This is a genomic window from Chloroflexota bacterium, assembly GCA_016875535.1.
GTDB lineage: Bacteria > Chloroflexota > Dehalococcoidia > SHYB01 > SHYB01 > VGPF01.
In genome coordinates, this window is record VGPF01000005.1 from 40021 (window position 1) to 55810 (window position 15790).

At 63.2% G+C, this 15790-nt stretch carries 14 protein-coding genes; 11 read left to right on the plus strand and 3 right to left on the minus strand.

The window, feature by feature from the left end; all coding sequences use genetic code 11:
• The first annotated feature begins 2 nt into the window (after positions 1 to 2).
• Positions 3 to 2057 carry a VWA domain-containing protein gene (locus FJ039_02930; protein ID MBM4405122.1) on the plus strand — a complete coding sequence of 685 codons (2055 nt, stop codon included), beginning with the start codon at positions 3 to 5 and terminating at the stop codon, positions 2055 to 2057.
• Here the strand turns inward: FJ039_02930 and FJ039_02935 are convergent.
• The gene (locus FJ039_02935; protein ID MBM4405123.1) at positions 2054 to 3691 is read right to left on the minus strand and encodes a DUF2723 domain-containing protein; all 1638 of its coding nucleotides are present in this window, start codon (positions 3689 to 3691) and stop codon (positions 2054 to 2056) included. The genes FJ039_02930 and FJ039_02935 overlap by 4 nt on opposite strands.
• A gap of 183 nt (positions 3692 to 3874) precedes the next feature.
• On the opposite strand from FJ039_02935, the gene nusA reads away from it, so the two are divergent.
• Genes nusA through FJ039_02975 form a run of 8 tightly spaced genes read left to right on the plus strand, consistent with a single transcriptional unit; the run spans position 3875 to position 11607 of the window.
• Positions 3875 to 5302 (plus strand): transcription termination/antitermination protein NusA, encoded by a 1428-nt coding sequence (gene nusA / locus FJ039_02940; protein ID MBM4405124.1) that lies wholly within the window; start codon positions 3875 to 3877, stop codon positions 5300 to 5302.
• Between the two features lie 32 nt (positions 5303 to 5334).
• Positions 5335 to 5613 carry a YlxR family protein gene (locus FJ039_02945; protein ID MBM4405125.1) on the plus strand — a complete coding sequence of 93 codons (279 nt, stop codon included), beginning with the start codon at positions 5335 to 5337 and terminating at the stop codon, positions 5611 to 5613.
• 10 nt (positions 5614 to 5623) lie between these two features.
• Complete coding sequence (infB, locus tag FJ039_02950; protein ID MBM4405126.1) at positions 5624 to 7486, plus strand: translation initiation factor IF-2; 1863 nt, start codon at positions 5624 to 5626, stop codon at positions 7484 to 7486.
• 60 nt (positions 7487 to 7546) lie between these two features.
• Positions 7547 to 7927, plus strand: coding sequence for a 30S ribosome-binding factor RbfA (rbfA, locus tag FJ039_02955; GenBank protein ID MBM4405127.1), 381 nt, complete (start codon positions 7547 to 7549; stop codon positions 7925 to 7927).
• Between the two features lie 10 nt (positions 7928 to 7937).
• Positions 7938 to 8894, plus strand: a complete 957-nt coding sequence (gene truB / locus FJ039_02960; GenBank protein MBM4405128.1) for a tRNA pseudouridine(55) synthase TruB — start codon at positions 7938 to 7940, stop codon at positions 8892 to 8894.
• Positions 8887 to 9813 (plus strand): hypothetical protein, encoded by a 927-nt coding sequence (locus FJ039_02965; protein MBM4405129.1) that lies wholly within the window; start codon positions 8887 to 8889, stop codon positions 9811 to 9813. Before truB ends, FJ039_02965 begins: the two co-directional genes overlap by 8 nt.
• A 37-nt stretch (positions 9814 to 9850) precedes the next feature.
• Positions 9851 to 10996 (plus strand): glycosyltransferase family 4 protein, encoded by a 1146-nt coding sequence (locus FJ039_02970; protein ID MBM4405130.1) that lies wholly within the window; start codon positions 9851 to 9853, stop codon positions 10994 to 10996.
• Positions 10993 to 11607 (plus strand): CDP-alcohol phosphatidyltransferase family protein, encoded by a 615-nt coding sequence (locus tag FJ039_02975; protein MBM4405131.1) that lies wholly within the window; start codon positions 10993 to 10995, stop codon positions 11605 to 11607. Before FJ039_02970 ends, FJ039_02975 begins: the two co-directional genes overlap by 4 nt.
• On the opposite strand, the gene FJ039_02980 is transcribed toward FJ039_02975, so the two are convergent.
• On the minus strand, positions 11604 to 12464 hold the full coding sequence (locus tag FJ039_02980) for an SDR family oxidoreductase (GenBank protein ID MBM4405132.1): 861 nt from the start codon (positions 12462 to 12464) through the stop codon (positions 11604 to 11606). The genes FJ039_02975 and FJ039_02980 overlap by 4 nt on opposite strands.
• A 96-nt stretch (positions 12465 to 12560) precedes the next feature.
• Positions 12561 to 13403 (minus strand): SDR family oxidoreductase, encoded by an 843-nt coding sequence (locus FJ039_02985; protein MBM4405133.1) that lies wholly within the window; start codon positions 13401 to 13403, stop codon positions 12561 to 12563.
• Between the two features lie 92 nt (positions 13404 to 13495).
• On the opposite strand from FJ039_02985, the gene FJ039_02990 reads away from it, so the two are divergent.
• Positions 13496 to 13981, plus strand: coding sequence for a MaoC family dehydratase (locus tag FJ039_02990; protein ID MBM4405134.1), 486 nt, complete (start codon positions 13496 to 13498; stop codon positions 13979 to 13981).
• Positions 13982 to 14001: 20 nt separating this feature from the next.
• Positions 14002 to 15732: a DUF4118 domain-containing protein gene (locus FJ039_02995; protein MBM4405135.1), complete on the plus strand. Its 1731-nt coding sequence runs from the start codon at positions 14002 to 14004 to the stop codon at positions 15730 to 15732.
• The last annotated feature ends 58 nt before the right edge of the window (positions 15733 to 15790 follow it).

A 15790-nucleotide genomic window follows, 5' to 3' on the forward strand; every position in this document is an offset into this window, starting at 1 on the left:
GTATGCCGCCCCTCTTTCGCTATAGCCGGTGGGACGGGGCGCAGCAGGCCCTCGCGCCTGATGAGAGCGCCGTCCTGGGCGAACTCTCCGACCAACTGCTGGCCCACGGCGACATCTCCAACGCCCTCCGCACGCTGACGCGCAAGGGACTCCCCACCGAGTTCTCCCACAGCCGCACCATGGGCACGCAGGAACTGCTGGAGCGGGTCCAGCAGCGGCGCCAGCAAGTGCTCTCTCAGCATGACCCCTCGTCCATCCTGCGCGATGTCCAGCAGAAGCTCGATGCCATCACCAGCCGGGAGCGCGCAGGGATCCAGCGCGAACTGCAGCGCGCCGTAGACGGCAAGGGAAATGACGGCTCAAGCGCAAAAGAGGAACTCGGGAAAGACCTCCAGGAAAAACTTCTGAAAGATCTGAAGCGGCGTGCCGAGCAGAACAGGGCGAAGCTAGAGGCCATCCCGAAGGACGACCCGGCAAGAGCCATCCAAGCCCTGCGCGATTATGAGTTCATGGATCCCCAGGCGAAGGCCGCCTTCGATGAGCTTTTGCGCTCGCTGGAGCAACAGGTGGCGCAGGCGCTCTTCAAGGATCTCACGCAGCACCTGAGCCGCATCACACCGGAACAGGTCAGGGCGATGAAAGAGATGCTCCGCGACCTGAACCGCCTTGCAGAGCAGAAGCTGCGCGGGGAGAAGCCGGACTTTGACGCCTTCGCCAAGCGCCACAGCGAGATGTTCGGCGATCGCCCGCCCGCAAGCCTGGACGACCTGCTGGCGCAGATGCAGCAGCAGATAGGCCAGATGCAGGCCCTGTTGAACAGCCTCCCGCCGGACCAGAGCAAACAGCTCCAAGAGCTGATGGACGGCGTCCTGGGCGACCCGGAGATGCAGCAGGAGCTTGCGCGGCTGGCCGCCAACCTGGAACAGCTACACCCATCGGCCTTTCAGTATGAAGAGCACACCTTCTACGGCGATCAAAAGCTCGATCTCCGCCACGCCCTCCAGTTCATGGACGACCTGCGGAAGATGGACACGCTGGAGCGGCAGCTCCGGCGCGCGCAGCAGGCGGGCGAGCCGAAGATGGTGGACCAGGAGATGGCGGGCGAGATCCTAGGCCCGGAGGCACGCAAAGCCCTGGAACAGCTTGCCAAGCTGACCGACCGCCTTGAGGAGGCGGGCTATATCCGCACTGTGAACGGGCGCATCGAGCTGACGCCGATGGGCATGCGCAAGATCGGCCAGCGCGCCATGCAGGAGATATTCGCCCTCATCAAGCGCGACCGCTCCGGCGGCCATAGCACCGATCAGCCCGGCCCAGGCGTGGACCTGGTGGAGGCCACAAAGCCCTACGAATTCGGAGACGCCTTTTCACCCCATCTCCAGCGGACGCTGATGAAGGCCGTGAAGCGCGGCGGGACGGGCGTTCCGGTGCGGCTGGAGGCCACAGATTTCGAAGTCCATCGCGCCGAGGAGTTGAGCCAATCGTCCACGGTCCTGATGCTCGATCTCAGCCTCTCCATGGCGATGCGCGGGAACTTCTCCGCCGCTAAGAAGGTGGCCCTGGCTCTGGACAACCTCATCCGGGCCAAGTTCCCTCGGGACAAGCTCTTTATGGTCGGCTTCTCCACCTACGCCCGCGAGGTAAAGGCGGATCGGCTGCCCTATCTCACCTGGGATGAGTTCGACCCATACACCAACATCCAGCACGGCCTGGCGCTCTCCCAGCGGCTCCTTTCCCGCATCAAGGTGGGAACGCGACAAATCATCATGATTTCCGATGGAGAACCCACGGCGCACATCGAAGGCGGTCAGCTCTTCCTGCAGTACCCACCGAGCCCGCGCACCTTGCGCTCCACCTTGGCAGAGGTGCGCCGATGCACGCAGCAAAACATCGTCATCAACACCTTCATGCTGGACCGCAACTCTCAGCTTGTGGACTTCGTCGAGCAGATGACACGGATCAACCGCGGGCGCGTCTTCTACACGACGGCAGATCGGCTGGGCCAGTACATCCTGGTGGACTATATGAACAGCCGTAAGCAGAAGATGCTTGCCTAGTTCGGAGCAGCCTTCGGCAAGATCCGGTAGGCGGGCCCTTCCAGTTGGAGGGTGAACTCCCCGCGCAAGAGCGGATCATAAATCAGCGTATATAGAGGCCGCGCACCGGCGTTGCGCTCCACAAAGCCGCGCAACACCGTTTGGAAATCACCCTCAAGCTCCTGCAATCCCAACTCCGGGTGACGCTCCCCAAAGGTCCTGCGATACCACTCAAATTGCAGGAGGTTCCGCGCGACGATGATACGCTCCGAATCCGGCTCCTCCACATATCGCTGGTACCAGAGCGTGAAGAGCCGCTGATCGCCATCTCCTAAGATGACGGCATCGGAGGGCGCCTGGGAAAAGACATGCTGCGGGTAATTCCGGGCAGCTACATCGCTGCGAAGGCTGTAGTCGTCAGCAAAGCGGATGAGGCTGAGCCCAGGGACAAGCAAAAAAGCGATAGAGGCCAAGACTGCGTCCGCTGCTATCCACCTACCTGTGTCTTGAACCAGCGCCTCCGCCTGTCGAAGAAGGAATTGGGCACCGAGGGCGATGCATAGCACCCCGATGACTACGCTGGGAATGAGAAAGACGTACGAATCAGCCGTTAGATAGAAGGTGGCGTAGATGGAGAGGACGATAAACGAAAGCGCCAAGGCTCCCGTGACCGCTCGATCGGCCCTCCAAAGGCGCCATAGGCCGATGAGGGTGAGCAGGACGCCGATGCCCTGGAACTGGTCAACCATCTGCTTGAACCAGTCAACAACCCGATCGCCGACGATGGAGGATTCAACGCCAAAGACGTAGCTCCGGTAGGGATTGCCGCTCACTTGCCACAGAAAGCCTGAAGCGGTGGAGGCGTCTCCCCAATTAATAGGCGGGTTCTGCGCCGCGGCGATGGGCAGATAGAGGTAGACGGCAAGGCCCAAGAGCAACGCTCCGGCCATGCTGCGCCAAGGGAGAGGCATAGGCCGTCGCTTTGTCCAAAGAACGACAGCGGCCACAGGCACCACAGCAATCGCCAGGGTGAAGTGGTTGCCCATCCCGAGGCCAAAGAGAAAGGCCGCGAAAAGCGGCTTGCGTGAGGGCGCGGTGCGGTGGATGTTCGGCTCCCAGAGCCAGGAGAGGAGCAGCCACAGGACGACTGTGACAAAGAAGGCGTTAAGTGTATAGACCTCGGGAACAAGGGCCTGGCCCCAGAAGATCGGTGAACAGCCCAGGGCGACCGCTCCGAGAATGGGGCCAAACTTTCTGCTGAGCCCTGCAAGCCGGAAGCCTCCACCGCCTTGAGTACGGGTCGTGTACCGCACCTCCCCTTTTTCAGGGAGCGAACAGAACAGGCGCCCCAAAAGGTAGGTTACGCTCACGGCGCAAGCGCCAAAGAAGGCCGACATCAAAGCCAGGCGATGGGCCGGGTCTCCTATTGGAACGAGTTCAAACACCTTTCCGAACAAGATATAAGTCGGGTAGCCGGAAGGGTGGGCAACCCCCCAGGTTCGGACCACCGTCGCCAACTCCGCACCATCGGCGGCGGCGTTGCTCCAGGTAATGCCAGGGGCGGCAAAGAAGGCGTACAGAGAGAAAAAGGTGACAAAAAGGAGGAGCACGCCCAGCCTTGGCGCAGAGCGCACTGACTGTAGAAGGCCGTTCATCGCCCTCTATCCTACCAGGAGCCGACAACAGATTGAAACCAGGAGGGCGCTCGTGGCTTCCTTGCGTCTGGCCCTGACTCATTGCTATAATGCCCCTGCTTAGCACGTTCCCGTGCGCACACGAAAGTGGGGTTCACCCCACTTTCTTTGTTCTCGGGGCATGGAAAGGTAGGTATAGCGGAGATGAAAAGCGAATTCATCATCGCCATCACGCAGCTCGCCGCCGAGCGCAACCTTCCCCGTGACGTTGTCTTGAACGCCGTTGAGGCGGCGCTGATCTCCGCCTTCAAGAAGGACTACCTGGCCGATATGGACCTGGCCGTGCGCATCTCCTTCACCACAGGAGAGGTGCATGTCTTTGCCAAACGCACCGTGGTGGCCGATGGCGCAGTGGAAGATGCCAACAGCCAGGTATCGCTGAGCGACGCACAGAAACTGAAGCCGGACGTCCAGTTGGGCTATGTCTTTGAAAAAGAGGTGACGCCCGCGAATGCCGGACGCATCGCCGCGCAAACAGCCAAGCAGGTCGTTATCCAGCGCCTTCGCGAGGCTGAGCGCGATATCGTCTTCTCCGAGTACGCCACCAAGGAGGGCGATGTTGTCTCCGCCGTCGTCCAGCGCTTCGATGGCCGCTCCGTCATCCTCGACCTAGGCCGCGCCGAGGCCGTGATGCCCCCAGCGGAGCAGACTCCTTCCGAGCGCTACCGACCCAGCCAGCGCCTCAAGGTCCTCATCCTCGAAGTCGGCAAATCCACCCGCGGGCCGCAAATCGTCGTCTCCCGCACCCATAAGAATCTCCTCAAGCGCCTTTTTGAGCTTGAGGTGCCGGAGGTCCTCAATAAGATCGTAGAGATCAAGGCCATCGCTCGCGAGCCAGGCTTCCGCTCCAAAGTCGCTGTCTCCTCCAACCAGGAGCGCGTGGACCCCGTGGGCGCCTGCGTGGGCCTTCGCGGTGTGCGAATCCAGAACATCGTGAACGAGCTCCACGGCGAGAAGATAGACGTTGTCGAATGGTCGGCGGATCCTGCCGCCTTCATCGCTCGCGCGCTGGCGCCTGCCCAGGTGATGCACGTTGCCGCCAAGCAGGGCGAAAATACGGCCATCGTCGTGGTGCCGGACAAGATGCTCTCCCTGGCCATCGGCCGAGAGGGGCAGAACGCGCGCCTAGCCGCCAAGCTCACCGGCTGGCGCATAGACATCAAGTCCGCCTCAGAGGCGGAGGCGCAGAAGATTGACCTCGGCAAGCCGCAAGCGCCGCCTGCGGAGATCGCAGAGCGCGCCAGAGCGGCCCAGCCAAAGCCGGTCCAACCGCCGCCCTCCGTTCCAACGTCCGTTACGGCCGAGGCTCCGCCCGTTCAGGCCGCAGCCCAAGCTACGCCTGCGGAGGCTCCCGCCTCTGCAGAGGCCCCTACGCTTGCCGAAGCGCTGGCCTCCGAGGCTACCTGGAAGGTGCCGCAGGCGGCTCCCTCCGCCTCCCAGATCCGCTTCGCGGAGGACATCGCCGAATTTCGCGGCGGCAAGGGCGGCAAAGGCGGCAAAAAGCGGGAAGGCGGGGACACCAAGCGCCGCAAGGGCGGCCGCATAGAAGACCTTGCCTACGAGGAAGAATAGCCCGTTCATCTTTGTCACAGAGGTGAGCGGCCATGCAGGCACCACGGCACGTTCCCCAGCGCCACTGCATCATCTGCGGTGAGCCCGGCGAAAAGAGAGGGTTGCTCCGCATCGTGCGCGAGCCTTCGGGCGCGGTAAGCGCAGACCCCACGGGCAAGCGCGCAGGACGCGGCGCGTATCTGTGCGAAAAGGCCTCCTGCCGGGAGGCAGTGCTGAAGAAGGGGAGACTGGAATCGGTATTGAAAGTGAAGCTTTCGCAGGAAGACATGACACGTTTAGCGGCCAGCCTGAGCCAAACGAGCGTCAGGTAGGAGACGACCGATGAGTCCACAACAGCGAAGGTTCGGCGGCAATGCTCCGCCACGTCCGCACGCGCCACCGCCTTCTCGAGCCAAGGCGCCTCCGCCTCAAGCCGCGCCGCCCGCCCAAGCTCCCACGGCTCCAGCGCCTGGAAGCCTTGGTCCTGTCCAGTTGCCTCAGACGATCACCGTTCAGGAGCTTGCGACACGCCTCAAGATCTCCGGCATAGACCTCATCAAGCAGCTCATGCGCATCGGCATCATGGCGAACCTCAGCCAAGCCGTGAACTTCGATACCGCCGCCACTATCGCCGCATCGCTCGGCTACCGGCCGATGCAGGAGACGGCCAAGGAGACGGCGACGGTACAAACAGCTTCCGGGGCGCAGGCCACCGGCAATCTACAGACCCGGCCGCCCATCGTCACGATCCTGGGCCACGTGGACCACGGCAAAACATCGCTCCTGGACGCCATCCGCAAGACCAAGGTCGCGGCATCAGAGGCGGGCGGCATCACCCAGCATATCGGCGCCTACCAGGTCGCGGCGCAGGGCAAGCCCATCACTTTCCTCGATACTCCGGGCCATGAGGCCTTCACCGCCATGCGCGCCCGCGGCGCAAAGGCCACTGACATCGCCATCCTCGTCGTCGCCGCGGACGATGGCGTCATGCCCCAAACCATTGAAGCGATGGACCACGCCAAAGCCGCCAACGTCCCTGTCATCGTCGCCATCAACAAGATCGACAAGCCGGAGGCCGACCCGAATCGCGTCAAGACGCAACTTTTGGAGAAGGGCCTGCTCCTTGAAGAGTTCGGCGGACAGGCCATCGGCGTTCCCGTCTCCGCCAAGACCGGCAAGGGCATCCAAGACCTGCTGGATACCATCCTCCTCGTCGCCGAAGTGGCCGATCTCAAGGCCGATCCGGACCAGCTCGCCACCGGTGTCATCATCGAAGCGCATGTGGACCGCTCGCGCGGCCCAGTCGCCTCCATCCTCGTGCAAAACGGCACCTTGAGCGTCGGCGACCCCGTTGTTGCCGGTGAAGCCAGCGGCAAGATCCGAGCCTTGCTGGATGATCAAGGCAAGCGCCTCAAATCGGCAGGGCCCTCCACCCCTGTGGAGGTTCTCGGCTTCACCTCCATCCCCAAAGCCGGCGACCCAGTGATTGCCTTTGCCTCTGACGCAGAGATGAAGGCCCACTTAGAGAAGCTTCAAGCCGGACGCAAACAGCCCATGCTCGCCAAAGGTCTCCTGCAAGAAGTGGGCGCGGGCACGACCCAGCACAAGGAGCTTCCGCTCATCATTAAGACGGATGTGCAAGGCTCGGTTGACCCAGTGCGCAACTCCGTTGAGCGCACATCCACGGAGAAGGCCAAGGTGCGCGTCCTGCACGCTGCCGCAGGCTCCATCAATGAGTCCGATGTCCTTCTGGCCGTCGCCTCAAAGGCCATGATCGTGGGCTTCAACAGCAAAGTGGAGCCTGGGGCCAAGCGCCTGGCGGAATCGGAAGGCGTCCCCGTCCGCACCTATGACATCATTTACACCATGGTTGAGGACATGAAAAAGGCTCTGGAAGGCATCCTGGAGCCGGTCTTCAAAGAGGTCATCGAAGGCCACGCCGAAGTTCGCGCCAGCTTCAAGGCACAGAAGCGTCTCATCGCCGGCTGCTACATCACAGACGGCAAGGCCGCTCGCGGCTCATCGGCCAAAGTTCTGCGCAAAAACAAAGTCATCGGCAAGGGAGCAATCGTCTCCCTGCGGCGCTTCAAGGATGACGTGCGCGAGGTGACCTCCGGCCTGGAATGCGGCGTCGGCGTAGAAGACATCCAGGATTTCCAAGAAGGCGACCGCCTGGAATTCTTCCGGCTCGAAAAGCAGGGCTAATCACTTCTCGCCTCCGCACGGGTGTGCGGAGGCTTGCATCCTACGGCCAGGAGCGCGCCTATGCCCAGCAGACGCCAGAGCCGCGTGAACGATTTGATCCGCGAAGAGCTGAGCGAACTCATCCGACGCGAGGTGCGGGACCCCCGCCTGGCCGAGGTCACCAGCATCACAGAAGTCGTCGTCAGCCCTGACCTTCTAAGCGCCCGCGTCTATGTCAGCGTTCTGGGCGATGAACAGCAGAAGAAACAGACCATCGAAGGCCTGCAAGCGGCGGCGGCCTTCCTCCACCACCGATTGAAAGACCGCCTCGTCATGCGCTACATCCCCAAACTGACCTTCGAGCGCGACGACTCCATCGAAGAGGGCGCGCGCCTCCTCTCTCTCATGAAGGAAGAGGCCGCCAATCTCAACACAGCTTCCAAGGGTCGCCGCAGGAAGTAGCCTTTCGCCCTTGGCATCGCCCATGGATGGCATCCTCAGCATCCTGAAGCCCGTCGGCCCCACCTCGCACGATATGGTGCGCCTGGTGAAGCGCCTCACCAACGCAGAGCGCGCCGGCCACGGCGGCACCCTCGATCCCCAGGCCTCAGGCGTCCTCCCCATCCTCCTCGGCCACGCCACCCGCGTCAGCGAATACCTGCTGGACGTGGCCAAGGTCTACCGAGCCACGATTTCCATGGGCGCCACCTCCAGCACCTATGACCGTGAGGGCGAAATCACGCCTGCAGGAGATGCTGGGCGCATAAGCCTGGAGGCGGTACGCGAGGCCCTGCCGCGCTTCCAGGGCTTCATCCTCCAGCGCCCGCCGATGTTCAGCGCCGTGAAACGCCACGGCCAGCCCCTCTACAAGATGGCGCGCGCCGGGAAAGAGGTTGAGCGCGCCGAGCGGACCGTTCACGTCAAGCGGATAGATCTGCTGGACTGGTCGCCGCCGCTTTTGACCCTGGACATCGAATGCGGGCGCGGGACCTACATCCGCTCCATCGCCCATGAGCTCGGCCAAGCGCTTGGCTGCGGCGCCTATCTCGCCTCCCTGGAACGCCGCCGGGTGGGACCTTTCTCGATTGAGGAAGCGCTCACCATCGAACAGCTCGAAGAGGCGGCCCGCGAAGGCTTCCTTGATCGACTCCTCTACCCCGCCGATCTCTTGCTTCTCCACCTCCCTGCCGCCATCGTCTCGGATGCCGATGTGCGCGCCATCGGGCAGGGGCAATACTTCCATAGCGTGGAGTTCGCGCCCACGTCGCACACCCAGTGCCGCGCCTATGACTTCGCAGGGGAGATGGTAGCCCTGCTCACTAAAGACAAGACGGGCGAAATGTGGAAGCCGTCAAAGGTTCTGCTCGGCTCCCGCATCGCGGAGACCCTTGGACCAGGGCCGGACCCCGAAGGCGTCATAGATGGATAAACTCCTCTTCCTCAAAACCCTGGTCTTCGCCGTGGGATGGCTTCCATCAGTCATCGGCTACCCCATCGCTCTCGCCTTCGGCCAGATCATGTACTGCTTCGGAGGGAAGAGCCGCCGCCTGGTCCGCGCCAACATGCGCCGCGCCCTTGGCCCCGCAGCGAGCGCCTCCCAGGTGGAGCGCGCCACCCGGCAGGCCTTTTGCTCCCTCACCGCCTACTACTATGACCTCGTCCGCATGCCGCGAACAAGCCCCGCCAAGCTCAACAAGCGCATCGTTTTAGAAGGCCTTCCCCATCTGGAGCAGGCCCTGCGGGAGGGTAAAGGAGTCGTGCTTGCCTCGGCGCATCTGGGGGTGCCGGACCTTGCCGCCCAACTCTCCCTTGCCCGCGGCGTCCCCCTCACCTTGATCGTAGAGCAGCTACAGCCGCCGCGCCTGCACGATTGGTTCACCCACAAACGCTCCATCCAGGGCCTTGCCATTGAAACGGCCACGTCCAGCGGCTTGCGCGCCGCCTTTCGCGCGCTGCAAAAAGGCGAAGCCGTCGCCGTCACCATAGATCGGGCTATCCAGGGCAACGGCATCGTCACCCCCCTCTTTGGAGAGCCCTCCCTGCTCCCCACCGGCGCGGCAGAGATGGCGCTACGAACGGGAGCCACCCTGCTCCCTGCCTACACCCTTCGCCGTGGGAGAAAGCGCTACAAGATCATCATAGAAGCCCCCATCGCCACGATGGCTGACGGCAAGCCGAAGGAGGCCCAAGCGGTCATAGCGGAGCTTGTGCCTTCCCTGGAGCGGCATATCCGCTCCCAGCCCGGCCAGTGGATGGCCTTTCACCCAATCTGGCTCTCTGACCTCCCTGAGAGGCCAGCGGCGATGCAACAGCAACCCGCCACGGAGAGCTTGAACGGCAAGCCTTGAATCTTTCCTCACGGTAGTCCATAGTTATCGAGTCCATATGAAAATCGCGCTCGTCTCTCCGTACGACTGGGCTTATCCCGGCGGCGTGAAGAACCACATCCGCTCCCTCTCCGATGAACTCCAGCGGATGGGCCACCGCACGACCATCGTTTCGCCGTCCTCTAAGCCTGCGCGGGAGTTGGCCACGCCCAACCTTGTCACCATCGGCAAGCCGATTCCCCTCCCTATCGCCGGCTCCATCGCCCGCCCTACCTTCTCTCTCCATCGCGGGCCCCAGGTGAGGGCGCTTCTGGAAGAGGAAGAGTTCGATGTTGTCCATCTGCACGAGCCCCTCGTCTCCGCTCTGACGATCTCCTTCCTCCGCAACTCTCATACCTTGAACGTCGGCACGTTCCACGCCTATGTTCCCCGCAGCAGGGGCTATCGCTCCGCCAAGCCCCTCATGAAACGCTGGTTCCGAAACCTTCACGGGAAGATCGCTGTCTCCCAAGCCGCCGCCGACCTTATCGGCAAGTACTTCCCCGGGTACTACAACATCATCCCTAACGGCATCAACCTCGATCATTTCCGGCCGGACGTTCAGCCCATCGAAAGCTATATGGATGGAAAGCTCAACATCGTCTTTGTCGGCCGGATGGAGAAGCGCAAAGGCCTCCGGTACCTCATCTCGGCCTACGGGCGTCTCAAGTGGGAGTACCCTCAGATCCGCCTCATCATCATCGGCCCCGGCAAGCTCGATCCCGCCTCTGAGCGCGTCCTTGGCGAGCGTGTGCTAGACGACATCGAAATCGTCGGCGGCGTTGACTATGCCGAGCTGCCGCGCTACTACCGCACCGCTGATATTTTCATCTCCCCCGCCACCGGCGGTGAAAGCTTTGGCATCGTCCTCCTGGAAGCAATGGCGACCGAGCGTCCCATCATCGCCTCCAACATCCCAGGCTATGCCGGCGTTATGCAGCACGGCGTTCAAGGCCTGCTGGTGGAGCCTCAGGATGACCAAGCGCTGGCCGCCGCCATCGTGGAACTGATGCAGAATCCTGACCAGCGCCGCGCTATGGGAGCTCGGGGACGCCTCCATGCGCAAGCCTACGGCTGGCCAAAGGTCGCACGCCAGGTCTACAACTATTACGAACGCCTCCTCGATGAGCGTGGCGCGCTCGATAGGATCGAAAAGAAGCCATGACCGCCGCACAAACGACGCTCTTCGAGCGCCTTCGCGGGCGGAGCCGCGCGATGCTCTCCGGCATCATTGACCCCATAGTCGGCATGCTGGATCGCATGGGCGTCACCCCGAATCAGATCACGATCCTGGGCTTGCTGGCCAGCATCGGCGCGGGCGCGCTTCTCTGGGCGGATCACCTGGTCTGGGGCGGCATCCTGATTCTGGCCGGCAGCGCCATTGACCTGCTGGATGGCGCCCTCGCCCGCCGCACCAACCGCGCCACAAAGCTTGGCGCATTCCTGGACTCCAACCTGGATCGCGTCTCGGAAGCGGCCATCTTCTTCGGCCTATTGGCCCACTTCCTGGGTACAGGCGAACATGAAGAGGCGATGCTCACCGTCGCGGTGCTGATCTGGACCTCCATGGTCAGCTACGTCAAAGCCCGCGCCGAAGGGTTGGACTATCCCTGCACCAGCGGCATCGTCACCAGGCCGGAGCGCATCATCCTCATCGGCATCGGCCTCATCTCCGGCTTCATGACGGCCTTCCTTTACATCACGGCCATCCTCAGCTTCGTGACTGCCTGCCAGCGCTTCCTGGAAGTCTGGCGTCAGGGAGAGCGCAAAGCCTAGGGCCTGGGAGCCTCCACTCGCACCTCCGGCGCATACTTGTTCGTTTGCCCCATGAGGGGAAACTTCGCCGTTGCCGCCCCGTCCACGATGAGCGTCTGCCCTGAGATGGCGCTTGAAAGCGGCGAGAGGAGAAACAAGATGCCAGCCGCGATCTCGTCCGGCTGGCAGACGCGCCCAATGGGGATGTTTCCCTTCGCCCGCTCGTCCATGTCCATGGCGCTGCCTGCCATCGCCCGCGGCGTCTTCACCGATCCCGGAGCAAGGGCGTTCGCCCGGATGCCGTAGGCCGACCACTCGATCGCCATGGAGCGCGTCAGCGCCATCAGCCCGGCCTTCGCCGCGCCGTACGGCGCATGGTAGGGCGCGCTCGCGATCCCGCTGACCGAGGCGACGCTGACCATCGTTCCCCTGATCTGCCGTTCGATCATGTGCTTGGCCACCGCCTGGCAGATGAGGAAGACATAGCGCAGGTTCAGGCTAATGACGTCGTCGAACTCCCGCTCTCCGTAGTCTTCCAGCCTGCCCCATTGCCCAGGCTGCATGCCGCCCGCCACGTTTGCGAGGCAATGCACGCCGCCGTAGCGCTGCACCGCTTGCGCGATGATGCGATCAACTTCGCTCTTCTTCCGAAGGTCGGCCTGGATGCCCAAGCACTCGCCGCCCATCGCGCGGAGCCTGCGTTCCGTGTCCTGCACGCGCTCGGCGGCGATGTCCACCGCGACCACCTTCGCCCCCGCCTCTGCAAGGGCGAGCGATGTCGCCGTGCCGATCCCTTCACCGCCCGCGCCGGAAACGATGGCCGTCTTGCCTCTAAGGCTCAATCGTTCGAGAATCATGCCGCCTCCTTTGGAAACCATCTGGAGGGCGGCAGTCTACGACCCACGACTGCGGCGCGTCAAGGAAATGGCGAAGAGTCCCGCTCAGCCTTACGCGGACTGTTCACAGCCCGACGATTACGGGCGCGGCGCTTCGCGGATGTTCGATCGTGAGGCGTGCTTGTCGTTGGGGCCGCCAAAGGCGAACTTGGAGGTCGCGCCGCCATCCACCACCAGCGTATGCCCTGATATAGCACTCGCCAGCGGCGAAAGGAGGAAGAGCAGACCTGCCGCGATCTCGTCCGGCTCGCACGCCCGTCCGATGGGAATGGTCGTCTTGGCGCGCGTATCCATGTCCACCGTGTTGCCGGCTACCGCGCGCGGCGTCTTCACCGCTCCAGGCGCAAGGGCGTTCACCCGGATCCCGTAAACCCCCCACTCCACTGCCATGGACTTGGTGATCGCGATAAGACCGGCCTTCGCCGCGCCGTAGGGGGCGTGATAGGCCGCGCCGCCCACGCCGCTCACTGAGGCCACGCTGGCCATGGTGCCGGGGATCGCCTTTTCGATCATGTGCTTCGCCACAGCCTGGTTCATCATGTAGATGTACTTCAGATTCATGGCCACCACATGGTCGAACTTGTCCTCGGGGAAGTTCTCCAGCTCGCCGCGCTCATCGGGCCGCATGCCGCCCGCGACGTTCGCCACACAGTGGATCGCGCCGAACTTCTTCACCCCTTGGGCCACGGCGTTCTGGATGTCGCTCCGCTTCGTCAGGTCCGCGATCACGCCCAAGCACTCGCGCCCCAGGGCCTTCACTCGCTGTTCCGTATCCTGCAGCCGGTCCTGAAAGATGTCCACCGCCACGATGTTCGCTCCGGCCTCCGCCAGGGCGAGGCACGTTGTCGTGCCGATGCCGCCGCCTCCGGCTCCAGAGACGATCGCCGTCTTCCCCTTGAGCGTCAGTCGTTCGAGAATCATTGCGGTCTCCTTGATAATGCCTCAGGCTTGCGGTTGGATGAGTCTACGGAACACAATGGGCCGAGTCAAGAAATCTGGCCCTGGAGGCCCGCATGGAACACGATGAGCGCACTCTTTTCGAGCGCTACCTTGAAGAGCTTGAGCCGGGCGACCGCTTTGTCCATTGGCCCGGGCGCACCATGACGGAATGGCAAAATGACTTCTTCAGCCTCGCGACAATGAATCACCAGCCGCTCCACATAGATAGGGCGTATTCCGCAGCGTCACAGCACGGCCAGCGGCTGGTCAACGGCCTGCTGGTGCTCAGCACAGCCGTCGGCATGAGCATCCCCAACCTCAGCGGCGCCGTCATCGCCAATCTGGCATACGAACGCGTGGCCCATCACGCCCCCGTCTTCATCGGCGATACTATCTACGCCGAGACGGTCGTGCTGGATATCCGCCCCTCCCGTAGCAAGCCGGATAGGGGCATCGTCCACGTTGAGACGCGCGTCACCAACCAGAACCAGGAGCTGGTGCTGACCTATGAGCGACGCTTCATGCTGCCGCGCAGGCCCTCGCGGAGTACAATCGGATAAGCGCACTTCAAGGCAGCAGCGTGGTCAGACTCGAACAACTCGATAAAGTCGCCAGGAAGATATGGGTCGGCTACCCGGGAGCAGTGGCGACTGTCGCCGTCACCAGCCTCCTCGTCGCCTTCGCGAAAAGCCGCCTGGGCATTCCGAATATCGAGGTCATCTACCTCGTCGGCGTCATCGTCGCCGCTGTCGCCTTCGGCAGCGGCCCGGCCGTCCTCGCCGCCCTCCTCTCCATCTTCACCTTCGATTCCTTCTTCTCTGAAAACGAGCCTGTCCTCTTCGAGTTCGGCGGCGATGACTGGACAGCCCTGATGATCTTCCTCCTCACGGCCCTCGTCACGGGCCAACTCGCCGCCCGCCAGCGCAGCAAGGCCCAGGAGGCCAAGGAGCGCGAGCGCGAAGCCTCCCTGCTCTACGACCTCGTCCGCCTCATGAGCGAATACGACCTCCGCGAGACCCTGCAGATCATGGCGGAGCGCCTGCACACCGAGCTCCAGCTCGGCGCTGTCCTCATCGAAATCTCGGCTGGGGACGAGCAGAGCGCCACGGCGCAGGTCGGCGATCCGGAATCCCTGGAGATGGCCCATTCGGCCGACCGCACGCCCGTGGACATCCTTGCGGAGGGCCCGGCGCCCACCGGAGGGCAGCGCGGGCTCCCGGGCACATGGATACCCGTCGTCCTTCAGCCGGCCCAAGTCTTCAGCCGCAAGCTCGTGCAGGACTGGATACCCTCAGTCCCCATTCCGGCCACCACCATCCGCCGCACTGTCATCTTCTCCCGTCTCCCGGCGGTGCCCGTGCCCATCCCCATCCTCCGCCCCTTTATCCGAAAGACCGTCAACCGGCTCAGCGTTGTGCCGGTGCGCGTCCACGGACAGCCTGCGGGCGTTCTGGTTCTGGTGCTCCGTCCGGACGCGCCAGGCCTCACCGAGCCGGATGCGCGCCTTCTCTCAGCCATAGCCAAACAGCTTGGCTTGGGCATAGAGCGCCAGCGGCTCCAGAAAGAGGCCACGGAGGTGGAAATCCTCCGCCGCGCCGACGACCTCAAAACCGCCCTCATCAACGCCGTCTCCCACGATCTGCGCACCCCCCTAGCCTCCATCATGACCTCCGCAGGCAGCATGCGCCAAGCCGATGTCCGTTGGTCAGACCAGGAGCTGGCGGACTTTGCAGAGGCGATCGAAGAAGAGGCAAAGCGCCTCAACCGCATCGTCCAAAACCTCCTAGACCTCTCCCGCATCGAAGGCGGCATCCTCCGTCCGGACAAGACGCCCACCTCGGTCCGGGCGGCCGTTGATGCCGTGGTGGAACGCCTCCAGAGCGCCGCGGCCGACCATCGCATCACCACTGCGATCCCGGACAATCTCCCGCTGGTCCCTTTGGATCCGGTGGAGATTGATCAAGTCCTCACGAATCTCATCGAGAACGCCGTCAAATACACGCCGCCCGGCACCGTGATTACCATCTCCGCGAGGGTGGCCGATGGACAGGTCGCCATCCAGGTGGCCGATAACGGCCCCGGCATAGCGCCGGCCTCCCTCCCCCGCGTCTTCGAGGCCTTCTACCGGGATCCGGAGCAGGGCAAAAAGACCGGCGGCAGCGGCCTCGGCCTAGCCGTCGTCAAAGGCCTGGTGGAGGCCCACGGCGGGACCATCAAGGCGGAGAACAGGCCGGAAGGCGGCGCACGTTTCGTCTTTACCCTTCCATTAGGCGAGCATAAGGGCTCGCTCCGGCAGGTAAGGCCGGTGTGACACATCCAGCACCAGTTGACAGACATCCGTTAGCACTCGAAGATAGTGGGCGACTTCG